The sequence below is a fragment of the Streptomyces synnematoformans genome (assembly GCF_039531005.1).
Taxonomy (GTDB): Bacteria; Actinomycetota; Actinomycetes; order Streptomycetales; family Streptomycetaceae; genus Streptomyces; species Streptomyces synnematoformans.
Map to the genome: position 1 here is coordinate 1 of NZ_BAAAPF010000150.1, position 16,441 is coordinate 16,441.

Consider the following 16,441-nt stretch of genomic DNA (forward strand, 5'->3'; position numbering starts at 1 on the left):
CGGGGCGGGCGGCGCTGCCGCTGGTCGCCGGGGTGTCGGCGCTGGGCTGGCCGGCGGTGGTGACGGTCGCGTACAAGCAGGCGGAGCAGGCGCTGTCGGTGGCGCGCCGGCGCGGGCGGGTGCTGGTGGAGCACGAGGACGTCACGGCCGGGTCGGTGATGGACCTGCTGGCGGACGACGCGGTGCAGGCGTTCGCGGACGGCACGCTGCGCGCTCTGCGCGAGCACGACGAGCGGGGCCGCGGCGACCTCGTCGCCTCGCTGCGGGCGTGGCTGTCGCGGCACGGCCAGTGGGACGCGGCGGCGGCCGACCTCGGCGTGCACCGGCACACCCTGCGGTACCGGATGCGGCGGGTCGAGGAGATCCTCGGGCGGTCGCTGGACGACCCGGACACGCGGATGGAGCTGTGGCTGGCCCTCAAGGCGTAGCCGGGGCCGGGCCGGGACCCGCGTCCCGGCCCGGCCGCGGAGCCGCGGGAGGGGTTACGGCGTACGGGCCCTGCAGGTGTCGCGGATCTTGTAGAAGTACGACAGGTACTTCGCGTGGTAGTCCGCGCTCGTGATCCGCAGCATCGCCTCGTCGGCGGAGCGCAGCCCGGAGCCCGTCCAGTTGTGGCTGCCCGTGTACACCCGCGGCGTGATGCCTCCGTTGAACTCGCCGTCCAGCAGCCAGAACTTCGTGTGCGTGCGCACGTCGATGCCCGGGCCGTTGGTGAAGTTGCAGTACTGCCGCTGGATGCCCGCGTTGTCGAGGATGCCCTCGACCGTCGCGTCGCCCTCGCTGTAGACGACGTCGACCCAGCAGCCCTGCGCCCGCTTCTGCGCGAGCTTCTGCGCCACCTGCTTGCGGGAGCCGAGGAACTGGAACATGGCGACGCGGATGTCGGTCTGGTGCCGCTTGCCGTCCGTGCCGGTGTACGCGCACGCCACCTCGTCGAGGATGTTGACGACGGTGTCGGTGGCCGGGTTGCCGTAGTCGGAGTCGCCCCGCGGGTAGAAGAACGCGCGGTAGGTGGAGCCGGTGGGCGTGGACCGGTAGTACGTGTTGTCGCCGTCCGCCGAGCGGCGCAGCCGGCGCAGGTCGTCGTGGAACGTCGCGTAGCCGTCGTGGACGGCGGCGTCGGCGAAGGTCACGGCGTCGTTGTACGACTCGGTCCGGTACCAGTCGGTGAGGTTGGAGGAGGACTGGAAGACGACCTTGTCGTAGCTGGTCCCGTCGGCGAAGGGGCCGACCCGGGAGAAGACGAAGAACTTGTTGTGGTTGTAGGCCGGGCCCGGCGGCGGCGTCGCGGCGCAGCCGCGGCTGACGTCGTCCACGCCGTCGTCGTCCTCGAACCGGTCGTCGCAGACGACGATCCAGGACCGCCGTGTGTCGTCGGTGCCCAGCGCGGAGCGCAGGACGGGCCAGGCCGCGCTGTTCCCCTCGCTGGTGGCGTCGTCGACGATGACCTTGACGGCGACGCCGCGGCGGTGCGCGGCGATCAAGGCGTCGGCGACGTCCGGGTCGTCGAACTCGAACATCGAGGAGCGGATGGTCTGGCCCGCCGGGGTGGCGTCGATGAGGGCGGTCAGCTGGGTGAAGACGGCGCCGCGCTGGGCGGCGGAGCCGAGCGGGTCGTTGAAGACGGGGCCGTTGATGACGGGCTTCGCCGCGGCGGCCGGGACGGCGGCGGCGCCCGGCTCCGCGGCGTCCCGCCGCTCCGGCTCGGCGGCGGTGGCGCCGGAGACGAGGGTCGCGGTGAGCGCGAGCAGGACGGTGGCCACGCCCGCGGGGCGCCAGGCGCGTAAGCGTCTCATATGAGGAATCCCCCTGGATGCCGGGAAGTCGGTGGTCGCCGAGCACATTAGAGGGCGACAGGGGTGCTTGTCATGGGCCTGTCATAGATAATTCGTAGTTATTGTCGGATTGACCGAAACGTGTGGACCCCCGGGGCGCCCCGGGGGTCCACACGGCTGTGCGCGCGGTGGGCGCGCGTGCCGTCAGAGCGCGTCGAGGCCCGTGAAGACCATGACCTTCTCGTACGTGTAGTCCTGCATCGCGTACCGCACGCCCTCGCGTCCCACGCCGGAGCGCTTCACGCCGCCGTACGGCATCTGGTCCGCGCGGTACGACGGGACGTCCCCGACGATCACACCGCCGACCTCCAGCTTCCGCTGCGCCCGGAAGGCGCTCTGCACGTCGTGCGTGAACACGCCCGCCTGCAGGCCGTACTTCGAGTCGTTGACCGCCGCGAACGCGGCCTCCTCGCCGTCCGCCCGCTGCAGCGTCACCACCGGGCCGAACGCCTCCTCGCAGGAGATCTTCACGTCCGTCGGCACGTCCGTCAGCACCGTCGGCGCGTACGACGCCCCGTCCCGCTTGCCGCCGGTCAGCAGCCGGGCGCCGGCGCCCACGGCCTCGTCGACCCACGACTCCAGCCGCTTGGCCGCGTCCTCGCTGACCATCGGGCCGACGTCGGTGGCGTCGTCCGACGGGTCGCCGTTCACCTGCGCCTCGACGGCCGCGACGACCTTCGGCACCAGGCGCTCGTACACCGAGGCGTCGGCGATCACGCGCTGGACCGAGATGCAGGACTGGCCCGCCTGGTAGTTGGCGAACGCGCCGATGCGCTGCGCGGCGTGGTCGAGGTCGGCCTCGGAGGCGTAGTCGCCGAGGACGACGGCGGCGCCGTTTCCGCCCAGCTCCAGGGTGACCCGCTTGCCGGGGACGGCCTCCTGGATCGCGTAGCCGACCCGGTCGGAGCCGGTGAAGGAGATGATCGGCAGCCGGTCGTCCTCGGTGAGGTCGGGCATGCGGTCGTTCGGCACCGTCAGCACGCTCCAGCTGCCGGCCGGCAGGTCGGTCTCCGACAGCAGCTCGCCGAGCAGCAGCGCCGTCAGCGGGGTGGCGGGCGCGGGCTTGAGGATGATCGGGGCGCCCACGGCGAGCGCGGGGGCGACCTTGTGGGCGCACAGGTTCAGCGGGAAGTTGAACGGCGCGATGCCGAGGACCGGGCCGTACGGGAAGCGGCGGCTGAACGCCAGCCGGCCGGTGCCGCCGGGGTCGGTGTCGAGCCGCTGGCCCTCGCCGCCGCCCCACCTGCGGGTCTCCTCGGTGGCGAAGCGGAACGTGGACACGGCGCGGCCGACCTCGCCGCGGGCCCACTTCATCGGCTTGCCGTTCTCGGCGGAGATCAGCCGGGCGATCTCCTCGGCGCGTGCGGCGATCTGCCTGGTCACGTGGTCGAGCGCCGCGGCGCGCACGTGTGCGGGGGTGGCGGCCAGCTCGTCCTTCACCGCGTGCGCGGCGGCGACGGCCTCCTCGATCTGGGCGTCGGTGGGGATGCTCACCGTGCCGACCGTGCGGCCGTCCCAGGGCGAGGTGACGTCTAGGGTGTCCTCGCCGGTCTCCTGCCGGCCGGCGAGCCAGAACGCTTGTGTGGAAGTCACGGCAGAGTCCCTCCGGAGATGCGTACCTCTGCTGCCCACGGTAGGCGGTCGGCGGGGCGGGGTGCGTTGTCCGGCGCGTAGCACTCGGGGGCCGTGCCGCTACGCGACGGCAGAGTGGGCGCATCCGTCCCGGCTCCGCACCCCGCGCCCGGCGGTGCCCGCGCGTCCCGCCGGGCGGGTGATCTTGTCGGAGGGTCGGCCTACCCTTGGGTGGGAGTGCGGGGAGACCCGGGAGACTGGGAGGCCGGGAGGCTGCGGGGGCTCCGGAGGGGACGCCGGGCGTGCGGGACGTGTGGCCGGGGTGTGGCACCCGATTGGCGCGCGGGGTGTTCCCTCCCCGCCTGACCGGGTACATACGCACAAGTAGCACCGGCTGGTAGCACCCCGACTCAGCGGTGAGGTGAGTTCCCTCATGACCGCACCATCCACACGGCCGTCCGTCTCCGAGAAGGAAGCCCGGGAGGTCGCCGAGGCCGCGCGCGAGCAGGACTGGCGCAAACCCAGCTTCGCCAAGGAGCTGTTCCTCGGCCGCTTCCGGCTCGACCTCATCCATCCGCACCCCGAGCCCGCGCCCGAGGACGTGGAGCGCGGCGAGGCGTTCCTCGCCAAGCTGCGCGACTTCTGCGAGACGCGGATCGACGGGGCCCGGATCGAGCGCGACGCGCAGATCCCGGACGAGACCGTGCGCGGGCTGAAGGAGATCGGCGCCCTCGGCATGAAGATCGACCGGAAGTACGGCGGTCTGGGCCTCACGCAGGTGTACTACAACAAGTCCCTCGCCCTCATCGGCACCGCGAGCCCCGCCGTCGGCGCGCTGCTCTCCGCGCACCAGTCGATCGGCGTGCCGCAGCCGCTGAAGATCTTCGGCACCGAGGAGCAGAAGGAGACGTTCCTGCCCCGGTGCGCCCGTACCGACATCTCCGCCTTCCTCCTCACCGAGCCCGACGTGGGCTCCGACCCGGCCCGGCTGGCCACCACCGCCGTCCCCGACGGCGACGGCCCCGACGCCGACTACCTGCTCGACGGCGTCAAGCTCTGGACCACCAACGGCGTCGTCGCCGACCTGCTCGTGGTGATGGCCCGGGTGCCGAAGTCGGAGGGCCACAAGGGCGGCATCACGGCGTTCGTCGTCGAGGCCGGCGCCGAGGGCGTCACCGTCGAGAACCGCAACCGGTTCATGGGCCTGCGCGGCATCGAGAACGGCGTCACCCGCTTCCACCGGGTGCGCGTCCCCGCCGCCCACCGCATCGGCCCCGAGGGCGCCGGGCTGAAGATCGCGCTGACCACGCTCAACACCGGCCGCCTTTCGCTGCCCGCGCTCTGCGTGGGCGCCGGCAAGTGGTGCCTGAAGATCGCCCGCGGCTGGGGCGGCGCCCGGGAGCAGTGGGGCCGGCCGGTCGCCAGGCACGAGGCCGTCGGCTCGAAGATCTCGTTCATCGCGGGCACGACCTTCGCCCTGGAGGCCGTCCTCGACCTGTCGTCGCAGATGGCCGACGAGGACCGCAACGACATCCGCATCGAGGCCGCGCTCGCCAAGCTCTACGGCTCGGAGATGGCCAGCCTCATGGCCGACGAGCTGGTCCAGATCCGCGGCGGCCGCGGCTACGAGACCGCCGATTCGCTCGCCGCCCGCGGCGAGAAGGCGGTCCCGGCCGAGCAGATGGTCCGGGACCTGCGGATCAACCGGATCTTCGAGGGCTCGACCGAGATCATGCACCTCCTCATCGCCCGCGAGGCGGTCGACGCCCACCTCAAGGTCGCCGGCGACCTCATCGACCCGCAGAAGAACCTCTCCGAGAAGGCGCGCGCGGGCGCGCGGGCCGGCGGCTTCTACGCCCGCTGGCTGCCGAAGCTCGTCGCCGGCAGGGGGCAGGTGCCGCGGACGTACGGCGAGTTCCACCCGCCCGGGCACCGCGACCTCTCCACCCACCTGCGCTTCGTCGAGCGCAGCGCCCGCCGGCTGGCGCGCTCCACGTTCTACGGCATGTCCCGCTGGCAGGGGCGGATGGAGACCAAGCAGGGCTTCCTCGGCCGGGTGGTGGACATCGGCGCGGAGCTGTTCGCGATGAGCGCCGCGTGCGTACGGGCCGAGATGCTGCGCACCGCCGCGGGGCGGGGCGGGCACGGCAAGGAGGCGTACGAGCTGGCCGACGTCTTCTGCCGGCAGGCCCGTATCCGGGTGGAGGAGCTGTTCGGCCGGCTGTGGACGAACACCGACGACCTGGACGGCAGGGTGGTGCGCCGGGTGCTGGACGACGCGTACACCTGGCTGGAGGACGGCATCGTCGACCCGTCGGGCGACGGCCCGTGGATCGCGGCGGCCGAGCCGGGCCCGGCGCAGACGCCGAACGTGCACCGGCCCATCCGCTAGCGGGCTCCGGCGGCGCCCACGGCCCGGGCGCCGCCGGGGCCGCCGGCGGCCGCGGGTCAGGCCGGCTGCCGCTCCAGGAGGGACTTCAGCTGCGAGGCGAGCATCACCCAGCCGCCGCTGACGCTCTCCAGCATCCTGCTCTCCGGGCTGTCGAAGCCGTCGTGGGTGATGGTCAGCTTCACGCCCAGCTGCGGGATCTCGGCCGGCTCGATGTCGAAGGCCACCTGTGAGCGCTCCTGCCGGGCCGCCGCGAACTCCTCGTCGGACATCCCCAGCATCTCCTGGTGCATCGGCTGCAGCGTGTGCCAGGTGTACACTAGCCGCTTGCCGGGCTCGGCCACCAGGACGCGCTGCCCGAGGTCCTGCGGCTCGCCGTTCTCCTCGACCGGCCAGTAGACGGGGGAGCCGGCCTGCCAGTCGGACACGGGGGCCCAGCCGCCGTGGTACTGCTTCAGGAACTCGGGCGTCGTCAGCGCCTCGTAGAGCTTCTCGGCCGTGGTGTCGATGTAGATCGTGTAGACGAATGCGGGCTTGTTCACGGGGTTTCCCTCCAACGCGTCCTTGAGCGCGGACAGGGCGCCGAGGCGGCCGCGCTCGTACCGGCCGATCCAGCGGTCGGCCAGCTGGTGGATCGGCACGGGGTTGAGGTAGTGCAGCTTCTCCCGGCCGTGCCGTACGGCGCTGACCAGGCCGGCGGACTCCAGCACTGCGAGGTGCTTGCTGACCGCCTGCCTGCTCATGTCCAGGCCCGCGCACAGCTCGCGCAGGCTCTGGCCGTTGCGCTCGTTGAGGCGGTCCAGCAGCTCTCTGCGGCTGCCGTCGGCGAGCGCCCGGAAGACGTCGTCCATGGTCACCACCTCTGCCCCGAAGATTGGCAACCAAAAGGTTGCCTGTCAAGCCGGCCCCGTCGAGTGGCGCAGCTCACGGTGCTCGCGCGAAAATGGCCGAAGGTTATCCCTAGCATCCCGATAGGAAATCCCTAGTATCGATGTCTATGGACTTCTCGTGGTCGATGGTCGCGGCCGGAGCCCTCGTCGGCTGCATGGTCGGTCTGACCGGGATGGGCGGCGGCGCCCTCATGACCCCCCTCATGGTCACCGTCTTCGGCGTCAACCCCACCCAGGCCATCGGCAGCGACCTGGCGACCTCGGTGCTCATGAAGCCGTTCGGCGCCGCCGTGCACCAGAAGGCCGGCACCGTCCGCTGGGACGTCGTCCGATGGCTCCTGCCCACCGGGGTGCCGGCCGCGTTCTGCGGCGCCTTCCTGCTGCAGTTCCTCGGCGAGGGCGAGGAGCTGCAGAGCCGGGTGAAGATCGTCATCGGCGCCGCCCTGCTGCTCGCCGTGACCGGCATGCTCGCCCGGATGTGGCTGGACCGGCGGCGCGCCGGGCGGGACGGCACGGCGGCCGAGGACGCGCACGTGCCCGTACGGCCCGGGGCCACGCTGCTCATCGGGCTCGTCGGCGGCCTCGTCGTCGGCATGACGTCGGTCGGCTCGGGGTCGCTGATCATCGTGATGCTGATGCTCGTGCACCCCCGGCTGAAGGCCAACCACCTCGTCGGCACCGACCTCGTCCAGGCCATCCCGATCGTCGCCGCCGCGGCGGCCGGCCACTTCATCGTCGGCGACGCCAGCCTCGGGCTCGCCGCCGTGCTGCTCCTCGGCGCCATCCCCGGCGTGCTCGTCGGCGCCGTGCTCTCCACCCGCGCCCCCGGCGGCGTGCTGCGCTGGGTGCTGGCGATCATCCTGCTGGCGACCGGGCTGTCCCTGGTGCACGTGCCGGAGGCCGTCATCGTGCCCGCCACCGCCCTGCTCGCCGGGTACGCCGTGGTCAGCAGCCGCCCGCGCCGCCCGCGGCCGGGGACGGAGCCGGCGGAGCCGGCGGAAACCGCGGAGCCGGCGGAAACCGCGGAAACGGCACCGGAAGCCGTCGGCGAACCGACGGGCGGGCCAACGGCGGACGGCATCGGGAGGGCATCTGCTCGGCGCCAAGTCTGAGCCGACACAATGGGGCGATGACCGAGACCTCTGCTGCTCCGCTCGCCGATCCGCACCTGCGCTCCGCGAGCGCCGCGACCGCCGACGACGGCCCCCGCGAGATCGTCATCCTCGGCTCGACCGGCTCCATCGGCACCCAGGCCATCGACATCGTGCAGCGCAACCCCGACCGGTTCCGCGTCACCGCCCTGTCGGCGGCGGGCGGCCGGGTGGAGCTGCTGGCCGAGCAGGCGCACCGGCTGGGGGTGCGCCGCGTCGCCGTCGCCCGTGCCGACAAGGCCGGCGAGCTGCGCGAGGCGCTGGCCGCCCGGTACGGGGCCGGCGCGGCGCTGCCGGAGGTGCTGGCCGGCCCGGACGCCGCCACCGAGGTCGCCGCCGACGAGTGCCACACCGTCCTCAACGGCATCACCGGCTCCATCGGCCTCGCGCCCACCCTCGCCGCCCTCCGGGCCGGCCGGATGCTGGCGCTGGCCAACAAGGAGTCGCTGATCGTCGGCGGCCCGCTGGTCAAGGAGATCGCCCGGCACGGCCAGATCGTCCCCGTCGACTCCGAGCACTCCGCCCTCTACCAGGCCCTGCTCGGCGGCTCCCGCGGCGAGGTGCGCAAGCTGCTCGTCACCGCCTCCGGCGGCCCGTTCCGCGGCCGGACGCGCGACGAGCTGAAGGACGTCGCTCCCGAGCAGGCGCTCGCCCACCCCACGTGGGACATGGGCCCGGTCGTCACCATCAACTCCTCCACCCTGGTCAACAAGGGCCTGGAGGTCATCGAGGCGCACCTGCTCTACGACGTGCCCTTCGACCGCATCGAGGTCGTCGTCCACCCGCAGTCCTACGTGCACTCCATGGTCGAGTTCACCGACGGCTCCGCCCTCGCCCAGGCCAGCCCGCCCGACATGCGGATGCCGATCGCGCTGGCGCTCGGCTGGCCCGACCGGGTGCCGGACGCCGCGCCCGCCTTCGACTGGTCCACCGCCTCCTCCTGGGAGTTCTTCCCGCTCGACGAGAAGGCGTTCCCGTCCGTGCCGCTGGCCTGCCACGTCGGCGCCCTCGGCGGCACCGCCCCGGCGGTCTTCAACGCCGCGAACGAGGAGTGCGTCGACGGCTTCCTCACCGGCAAGCTGCCGTTTCTTGGCATCATGGACACCGTCAGCCAGGTCGTCGCGGAGCACGGCACGGACGATCCGGGAACCCGGCTGACGGTCGCGGACGTCCTCGAAGCCGAGACCTGGGCGCGCGCCCGGGCCAGGGAGCTGGCCGGGCTGCCCGCCGACAGCACGACAAAGTGACCACGACACAGTGACGGCGAAGGTGCGTACATGACGGCATTCATGACGGTTCTCGGCATCGTCGTCTTCGCCTTCGGACTGCTCTTCTCCATCGCCTGGCACGAGTTCGGCCACCTCAGCACGGCCAAGATGTTCGGCATCCGCGTCCCGCAGTACATGGTCGGCTTCGGCCCCACGATGTGGTCCCGGAAGAAGGGCGAGACGGAGTACGGCATCAAGTGGATCCCGCTCGGCGGCTACATCCGCATGATCGGGATGTTCCCGCCGGGCGAGGACGGCCGGGTGCAGCGGCGCTCCACGTCGCCGTTCCGCGGCATGATCGAGGACGCGCGGCAGGCGGCGTACGAGGAGCTGCAGCCCGGCGACGAGAAGCGGCTGTTCTACACCCGGGCCCCGTGGAAGCGGGTCATCGTCATGTTCGCCGGGCCGTTCATGAACCTGGTGCTGGCCGTCGTGGTGTTCGTCGGAGTGATGATGACGTTCGGCATCGCCACCCAGACCACCACCGTCGGCTCCGTGTCCGACTGCGTGATCAAGGCCGAGGCGGTCGCCGAGAACCCGGACCGCAAGTGCCGGGACAGCGACCCCGCCGCCCCGGCCAAGGCCGCGGGGCTGGAGCGCGGCGACAGGATCGTGGGGTTCAACGGCCGCCCGATCGACGACTGGGAGACCCTGCAGACCAGCATCCGCGACACCATCGGCCCGGCCACCGTCACCGTCGAGCGCGACGGCAAGCGCGTCGACCTGCACCCCACGCTCACCGAGAACACGGTGACTAAGAGCGACGGCGACGGCGGCTACGTCGACGGCGAGTACGTGAAGGCCGGCTTCCTCGGCTTCACCCCCGCCAGCGGCATCGTCAAGCAGGACTTCGGCCAGTCGGTGGACCGCATGGGAGACATGGTGGTCAACGGCGTCGACGCGCTCATCGCGCTGCCGTCGAAGATCCCCGACCTGTGGAACGCGGCGTTCCAGGGCGAGGAGCGCCAGGAGGACTCGCCGGTCGGCGTCGTCGGCGCCGCCCGGGTGGGCGGCGAGGTGCTGAACCTCGACATCCCGCCCGAGCAGCGGGTGGCGTCGATGCTGCTGCTGGTGGCGGGCTTCAACCTGTCGCTGTTCCTGTTCAACATGCTGCCGCTGCTGCCGCTGGACGGCGGGCACATCGCGGGGGCGCTGTGGGAGTCGGTACGGCGCGCGTTCGCGCGGGTCTTCCGGCGGCCCGACCCGGGGCCGTTCGACGTGGCGAAGCTCATGCCGGTGGCGTACGTCGTCGCCGGGGTGTTCATCTGCTTCACGCTGCTGGTGCTCGTGGCGGACGTGGTGAACCCGGTGCAGCTCACAGGCTGACGCCGGCGGCGCACGGCGGTCCCGGTGCACCGCCGGTAAACGTTCGGTGCCGTTTTGCCGACACTTCCGGTGACCGCCCGGGACACCGGCCGCGGAGCGGTCGGCGGGTGCCGTAATCTCGGGTACCGGGCCCTCGTCCGGCGGGGGCCATGATCCGTACAACAGGGGTTGCCGCCAGATGACTGCCGTTTCGCTGGGAATGCCGTCCGTTCCGCTGAAGATGGCCGAGCGCAGGGCGAGTCGTACGCTCCAGGTCGGCTCGGTCGCCGTCGGCGGCGACGCGCCGGTCTCCGTCCAGTCGATGACCACCACCCGCACCTCCGACATCGGCGCGACCCTCCAGCAGATCGCCGAGCTGACCGCCTCCGGCTGCCAGATCGTCCGGGTGGCGTGCCCCACGCAGGACGACGCCGACGCGCTGCCCGTGATCGCCCGGAAGTCGCAGATCCCCGTGATCGCCGACATCCACTTCCAGCCGAAGTACGTCTACGCCGCGATCGACGCCGGCTGCGCCGCGGTCCGCGTGAACCCCGGCAACATCAAGAAGTTCGACGACCAGGTCAAGCAGATCGCCCGGGCCGCGTCCGCCGCCGGCACCCCGATCCGTATCGGGGTCAACGCGGGCTCGCTCGACCGGCGGCTGCTCGCGAAGTACGGCAAGGCCACCCCGGAGGCGCTGGTCGAGTCCGCGCTGTGGGAGTGCTCGCTGTTCGAGGAGCACGGCTTCACGGACATCAAGATCTCGGTCAAGCACAACGACCCGGTCGTCATGGTGAACGCCTACCGGCAGCTCGCCGCCCGCTGCGACTACCCGCTGCACCTCGGCGTCACCGAGGCCGGCCCGGCCTTCCAGGGCACCGTCAAGTCCGCCGTCGCCTTCGGCGCGCTGCTCGGCGAGGGCATCGGCGACACCATCCGCGTCTCGCTCTCCGCGCCGCCGGTCGAGGAGGTCAAGGTCGGCATCCAGATCCTGGAGTCCCTCGGCCTGCGTGAGCGCCGGCTGGAGATCGTCTCCTGCCCGTCCTGCGGCCGCGCCCAGGTCGACGTCTACAAGCTGGCCGACGAGGTCACCGCGGGCCTGGACGGCATGGAGGTGCCGCTGCGCGTGGCCGTCATGGGCTGCGTCGTCAACGGCCCCGGCGAGGCCCGGGAGGCCGACCTCGGCGTCGCCTCCGGCAACGGCAAGGGCCAGATCTTCGTCAAGGGCGAGGTCGTCAAGACCGTCCCCGAGTCGAAGATCGTCGAGACGCTGATCGAGGAGGCGATGAAGATCGCCGAGCGGATGGAGGCCGACGGCGCCGCCGGTGGAGAGCCCGAGGTCACGGTCGGCTGACCCCCGGACACGGGGCGTATCCGCAGGAAGCGGGCGGGCGCGGGCACAGGTACAGTGCCGCTGTGTTGACGACCACCACCACACGGCTGCTCGAACCCGCGGAGCTCGACGCCGCCCGTGCCGTGCTCGACCGCGAACCGGTCGCCAACGCGTTCGTCGCCTCCCGCGTCGCCGTCGCCGGGCTCGACCCCTGGCGGCTCGGCGGCGAGCTGTGGGGCTGGTATGCGGGCGGACGGCTGACGTCGCTGTGCTACGCGGGCGCCAACCTCGTGCCTGTCTGCGCCACCCCCGAGGCCGTGCGCGGCTTCGCCGAGCGCGCCCGGCGCGCCGGGCGGCGCTGCTCCTCGATCGTCGGCCCGGCCGAGCCCACCGCGGAGCTGTGGTCCCTGCTGGAGCCCGCCTGGGGACCCGCGCGCGAGGTGCGCGCCCGGCAGCCGCTGATGGTCACCACCTCGGTGCCCGCGGCCGTCGAGCCCGACCCGCTGGTCCGCCGCATCCGCAAGGACGAGATGGACCTGATCATGCCGGCGTGCGTGGCGATGTTCACCGAGGAGGTCGGCGTCTCGCCGCTCGCCGGCGACGGCGGGCTGCTGTACCAGGCGCGGGTCGCGGAGCTGGTCGGCGGCGGCAGGTCCTTCGCGCGCGTGGAGAACGGCGAGGTCGTCTTCAAGGCGGAGATCGGCGCGGCGACTCCGCAGGCGTGCCAGATCCAGGGCGTGTGGGTGGCGCCCGAGCACCGCGGGCGCGGGCTGTCGGAGACGGGCCTCGCGGCGGTCCTGCAGTACGCGCTGCGCGAGGTGGCGCCGGTGGTCAGCCTGTACGTGAACGACTTCAACACGGTGGCCCGCGCGGCGTACCGCAGGGTGGGCTTCCGCGAGGTCGGGGCCTTCATGAGCGTGCTGTTCTGACGACGCGCCCCGGGCCCCGGGCCGTGCGGCGCGGGCCGGCGGCCGGAGGGGACGGAGGGGCGACGTGCCCGCCCGGGCGGCCGTGCGCGGGTCGTACCGCGGGGGCGGACCGGCGGGGTGCGGCGCAGGGTAGGGTGCCCAGCCATGGATGACGTCGTCGTCGGCCCCCTCGACCTCGCCGCCCGAGTGGACGACGCGCTCGCCGTACAGGCCGTCGCCTTCGGGCTCACCGACGACGAGATCGGCGTACGGCGCCACGTCGTGCTGCGGCACCTGACCAACGCCGGCGCCCGCGCGCTCGGGGCCACCACCGCCACCGGCCGGCTCGCCGGGTTCGTCTACGGCATGCCGAACAACCGCGTCTACTGGTGGTCCACGGTCGTCCAGCCGTATCTGCGCGCCGTCGGCGAGGACCGCTGGCTCGACGACGCCTTCGTCATCACCGAGCTGCACGTGCACCCGGCCTTCCAGCAGCGCGGGATCGGCCGCGAGCTGATCACCCGGATCACCGACGACGCCGCCGAGCCCAGGAGCCTGCTCTCCGCCATCGACGTGGAGAGCCCCGCGCGCCATCTGTACCGGCAACTCGGCTACCGCGACCTCGCCCGCCGGGTGGTCTTCCCCGGCGCCCCCAGCCCGTACGTGGTGATGGGGGCAGAGCTGCCGCTGCTGCGCTGACTTGTCCACAACCGGCGAGTTGTCCACAGCTTCGGCGGCCGAATTACCGGCGGGCCCGCGTCCGGCGCTAGAGTCCGGGGCATGAGCCAGCACAGCCACGTTCAGCGCATGTCCCGGATGATGCTCAAGACGCTGCGCGACGACCCGGCCGACGCCGAGACCGCGAGCCACAAGCTGCTCGTCCGCGCGGGCTATGTCCGCCGCTCGTCCGCCGGGGTGTGGACGTGGCTGCCGCTCGGCAAGCGCGTCCTGGAGAACGTGGCCCGGGTCGTCCGCGAGGAGATGGACGCGATCGGCGGCCAGGAGGTGCTGCTGCCCGCGCTGCTGCCCCGCGAGCTGTACGAGGCGACGGGCCGCGCCGACGAGTACGGCGACCTGCTGTTCGCGCTCAAGGACCGCAAGGGCGTCGACTACGTCCTCGGGCCCACGCACGAAGAGCTGTTCACCCAGGTGGTCAAGGACCAGTGCTCGTCCTACAAGGACATGCCCGTGATCCTCTACCAGATCCAGATCAAGTACCGGGACGAGGCCCGGCCCCGCTCCGGCGTGCTGCGCGGCCGCGAGTTCCACATGAAGGACTCGTACTCCTTCGACACCTCCGACGACGGCCTCGTCGCCTCCTACGGGCTGCACCGCGAGGCGTACCAGCGGATCTTCGACCGGCTCGGCTTCGACTACCGCATCGTCTCCGCCGTCTCCGGCGCCATGGGCGGCTCGGCCAGCGAGGAGTTCCTCGCCCCCGCCGCCGCGGGCGAGGACACGTACGTGCAGTGCCCCTCCTGCGGGTTCGCGGCGAACACGGAGGCGCTGACGACGACCGTGCCGCCCGCCCCGCTCGACGGGCACCCGCCGGTCGAGGAGCTGGACACGCCGGACACCCCGACGATCGAGACCCTCGCCGCGCACCTGGGCGTGCCCGCCTCCGCCACGCTGAAGAACCTGCTGGTGAAGGTCGACGGCGAGATCACCGCGGTCGGCGTGCCGGGTGACCGCGAGGTCGACCTCGGCAAGCTCGCCGAGCGGCTGGCCCCGGCCGAGGTCGAGGTCGTCACCGCCGAGGACTTCGCCGACCGCCCCGACCTCGTCCGCGGGTACGTCGGCCCGCAGGGCATGACCGGGCCCCCCGAGAAGCGGGCCTTCCGCTATCTGGCCGACCCCCGCGTCGCCCCCGGCACGTCGTGGGTCACCGGCTCCAACAAGCCCGACTCGCACGCGCGCAACGTGGTCTGCGGCCGCGACTTCGAGGTCGACGAGTACCTCGACGTGGTCGTCGTCGAGCCCGGCGACCCCTGCCCGCGCTGCGGCGCGGGCATCGAGCTGGACCGTGCCATCGAGATCGGCCACATCTTCCAGCTCGGCCGCAAGTACGCCGACGCCTTCGAGCTGGACGTCCTCGGCCAGGACGGCAAGCCGGTGCGGGTGACCATGGGCTCGTACGGGATCGGGGTCTCCCGGGCCGTCGCCGCGCTCGCCGAGCAGACGCACGACGAGCTGGGGCTGTGCTGGCCGCGCGAGGTGGCCCCGGCGGACGTGCACATCGTCGCCGCGGGCAAGGCCAAGCAGACGGAGCTGGCGCTGGAGCTGGCGGGGAAGCTGGGCGCGGCCGGGGTGCGGGTGCTGGTGGACGACCGGGCCTCGGTGTCGCCGGGCGTGAAGTTCACCGACGCCGAGCTGATGGGCGTGCCGCAGATCCTGGTCGCGGGGCGGCGCGCGGGCGACGGTGTGGTGGAGCTGAAGGACCGCCGCACCGGGGAGCGCGAGGAGCTGCCGGTGGACGAGGCGCTGGCGCGGCTGACGGCGGCTGACTGAGCGGGCCGTCCGCGGCGGGCGGTCAGAGCCAGCTCGCGTACTCCAGGTGGAGTTCGCCGCCGTTGCGGTCGCCGCGGGCCAGGCCCGTCACGCCCGCCGCGACGCAGCGGAACAGCGTCCAGCCGCGCAGCCGGTCGCGGTCGACGTCCAGGGAGTCCGCCAGCTTCGTCAGCCGCCGCCGCGTCGCCGCCGCCGCGCCCGGCGCGGCCACGAGGGTGTCGACCCGGTCCCGGGCCGGCCAGGCCAGGTCGTACGCGCGCTCGCCGACCAGCGGGCGCGGCCCCACCGCCAGCCACGGCAGCCGCTCGGCGGCCAGCGCCTCGCCCTGGTGGTAGTCGCCGTGCAGCAACACGTCGGGCCCCGCCGCCGCCCGGTCGCCGAGCAGCGCCTCGCGGCGCGCCAGCGCGGCGGCGACCAGCTCCGCGTACGGCTCGGCGCGCAGCTCGCGCAGCCGCTCCGCGAGCCGCGCGGTGTGCTCCGGCACCGTCGGCAGGGCGCGGTCGGCGGGCGGCGCGGTCCACAGCCGCTGCAGCGTGGCCGCCGCCTCCAGCTGCGCCTTGGCCTCCGGCAGCGAGCGGAGGCTGACGTCCGCCTGCAGCCGTTCGAGCAGCAGCGCTCCCGCGGGGGCGTCGGCCCGCAGCAGCCGCACCGCGCCGACGCCGTTCCAGTGCTCCAGCGCGCGCCGCTCGGCCGCGATGCGCGCGGGCTCGTAGGCGACCTTCAGGGCGGCCGGAGTGCCGTCCTCACGGCGTACGAGGACGAGGACGCTGGTGCGCCCGCCCGGCGCGTGCACCCGCTCCGGCGTCAGCGCCCAGCGCCGCAGCAGGCCGTCGACCAGGCCGGCCAGCCCGGCGAGCCAGGCGCGGCCCGGGGCGCCGTGGGCGGAGACGTGGCGCACCAGGCGCTCCGGCGGCTCGGGCCGGTACTGCGGTGCAGATGCCATACGGGCGGTGTCCTCTTGCGTCCTCTAGCGACGTGCGTCCTCGTGCCGGGCCGTTCTCGTGCCGGGCCGGCCGGGTGCCGGCCGGCCGGGCGTGCGGGTCAGTCCGTGCGGCCGGTGCCGCCCTGCCGACCCGCGGGCGCGGTGTCGGCCGTGCGTTCGGCCAGCCCAGGGAAGGCTACGCTCCCCCCGCGCCAGCGCGCCGCCCGGACCACCGCCTCGCGCAGCGCGGCCGGCGCCTCGCGGCGCGGGTCGCCCTCCGCGGCCTGGACGAGGTCGGCGTAGCTGCCCGCGATCCGGTCCTCCAGCTCGGCCGCCAGCCGGACGGCGGCCGCCTCGTCC

14 protein-coding genes are annotated in these 16,441 nt (G+C 73.1%); 9 read left to right on the top strand and 5 right to left on the bottom strand.

The genetic code is table 11. The features are described from left to right. Positions 1-428, top strand: a 428-nt coding sequence (locus tag ABD317_RS21185; protein WP_344291514.1) for a PucR family transcriptional regulator, incomplete at its 5' end; no start/stop codon positions are given. 54 nt (positions 429-482) lie between these two features. On the opposite strand, the gene ABD317_RS21190 is transcribed toward ABD317_RS21185, so the two are convergent. Next, complete coding sequence (locus ABD317_RS21190; RefSeq protein ID WP_344291515.1) at positions 483-1,796, bottom strand: phospholipase D-like domain-containing protein; 1,314 nt, start codon at positions 1,794-1,796, stop codon at positions 483-485. Positions 1,797-1,979: 183 nt separating this feature from the next. After that, positions 1,980-3,428, bottom strand: coding sequence for an aldehyde dehydrogenase family protein (locus ABD317_RS21195; RefSeq protein WP_344291516.1), 1,449 nt, complete (start codon positions 3,426-3,428; stop codon positions 1,980-1,982). A 412-nt stretch (positions 3,429-3,840) separates the two neighbouring features. Here ABD317_RS21195 and ABD317_RS21200 point away from each other — a divergent pair, with 412 nt between their 5' ends. Continuing rightward, on the top strand, positions 3,841-5,799 hold the full coding sequence (locus tag ABD317_RS21200) for an acyl-CoA dehydrogenase family protein (RefSeq protein WP_344291517.1): 1,959 nt from the start codon (positions 3,841-3,843) through the stop codon (positions 5,797-5,799). Between the two features lie 56 nt (positions 5,800-5,855). Here ABD317_RS21200 and ABD317_RS21205 read toward each other — a convergent pair whose 3' ends face one another. Continuing rightward, positions 5,856-6,647, bottom strand: coding sequence for an ArsR/SmtB family transcription factor (locus ABD317_RS21205; RefSeq protein ID WP_344291518.1), 792 nt, complete (start codon positions 6,645-6,647; stop codon positions 5,856-5,858). 146 nt (positions 6,648-6,793) lie between these two features. Here ABD317_RS21205 and ABD317_RS21210 point away from each other — a divergent pair, with 146 nt between their 5' ends. The 7 genes from ABD317_RS21210 to ABD317_RS21240 all read left to right on the top strand — a co-directional run bounded on the left by ABD317_RS21210 (position 6,794) and on the right by ABD317_RS21240 (position 15,159). After that, a complete protein-coding gene (locus ABD317_RS21210) occupies positions 6,794-7,798 on the top strand; it encodes a sulfite exporter TauE/SafE family protein (protein WP_344291519.1) in 1,005 nt (334 codons plus the stop codon). 17 nt (positions 7,799-7,815) lie between these two features. Then, on the top strand, positions 7,816-9,084 hold the full coding sequence (gene dxr, locus ABD317_RS21215) for a 1-deoxy-D-xylulose-5-phosphate reductoisomerase (protein ID WP_344291520.1): 1,269 nt from the start codon (positions 7,816-7,818) through the stop codon (positions 9,082-9,084). A 30-nt stretch (positions 9,085-9,114) separates the two neighbouring features. Further along, positions 9,115-10,431 (top strand): M50 family metallopeptidase, encoded by a 1,317-nt coding sequence (locus tag ABD317_RS21220; RefSeq protein WP_344291521.1) that lies wholly within the window; start codon positions 9,115-9,117, stop codon positions 10,429-10,431. 178 nt (positions 10,432-10,609) lie between these two features. Beyond that, positions 10,610-11,764: a flavodoxin-dependent (E)-4-hydroxy-3-methylbut-2-enyl-diphosphate synthase gene (gene ispG / locus ABD317_RS21225; RefSeq protein WP_027754914.1), complete on the top strand. Its 1,155-nt coding sequence runs from the start codon at positions 10,610-10,612 to the stop codon at positions 11,762-11,764. Between the two features lie 62 nt (positions 11,765-11,826). Beyond that, positions 11,827-12,672, top strand: a complete 846-nt coding sequence (locus ABD317_RS21230; RefSeq protein ID WP_344291522.1) for a GNAT family N-acetyltransferase — start codon at positions 11,827-11,829, stop codon at positions 12,670-12,672. A 144-nt stretch (positions 12,673-12,816) separates the two neighbouring features. Then, positions 12,817-13,350: a GNAT family N-acetyltransferase gene (locus ABD317_RS21235; RefSeq protein ID WP_027754912.1), complete on the top strand. Its 534-nt coding sequence runs from the start codon at positions 12,817-12,819 to the stop codon at positions 13,348-13,350. Between the two features lie 81 nt (positions 13,351-13,431). Continuing rightward, on the top strand, positions 13,432-15,159 hold the full coding sequence (locus ABD317_RS21240; protein WP_344291523.1) for a proline--tRNA ligase: 1,728 nt from the start codon (positions 13,432-13,434) through the stop codon (positions 15,157-15,159). A gap of 22 nt (positions 15,160-15,181) precedes the next feature. Here ABD317_RS21240 and ABD317_RS21245 read toward each other — a convergent pair whose 3' ends face one another. Together ABD317_RS21245 and ABD317_RS21250 are read right to left on the bottom strand one after the other, a co-directional pair. Further along, positions 15,182-16,102: an aminoglycoside phosphotransferase family protein gene (locus ABD317_RS21245; RefSeq protein WP_344291524.1), complete on the bottom strand. Its 921-nt coding sequence runs from the start codon at positions 16,100-16,102 to the stop codon at positions 15,182-15,184. Between the two features lie 98 nt (positions 16,103-16,200). Beyond that, positions 16,201-16,441: DUF4439 domain-containing protein (locus tag ABD317_RS21250; RefSeq protein WP_344291525.1), on the bottom strand; the 241-nt coding region annotated here is incomplete at its 5' end.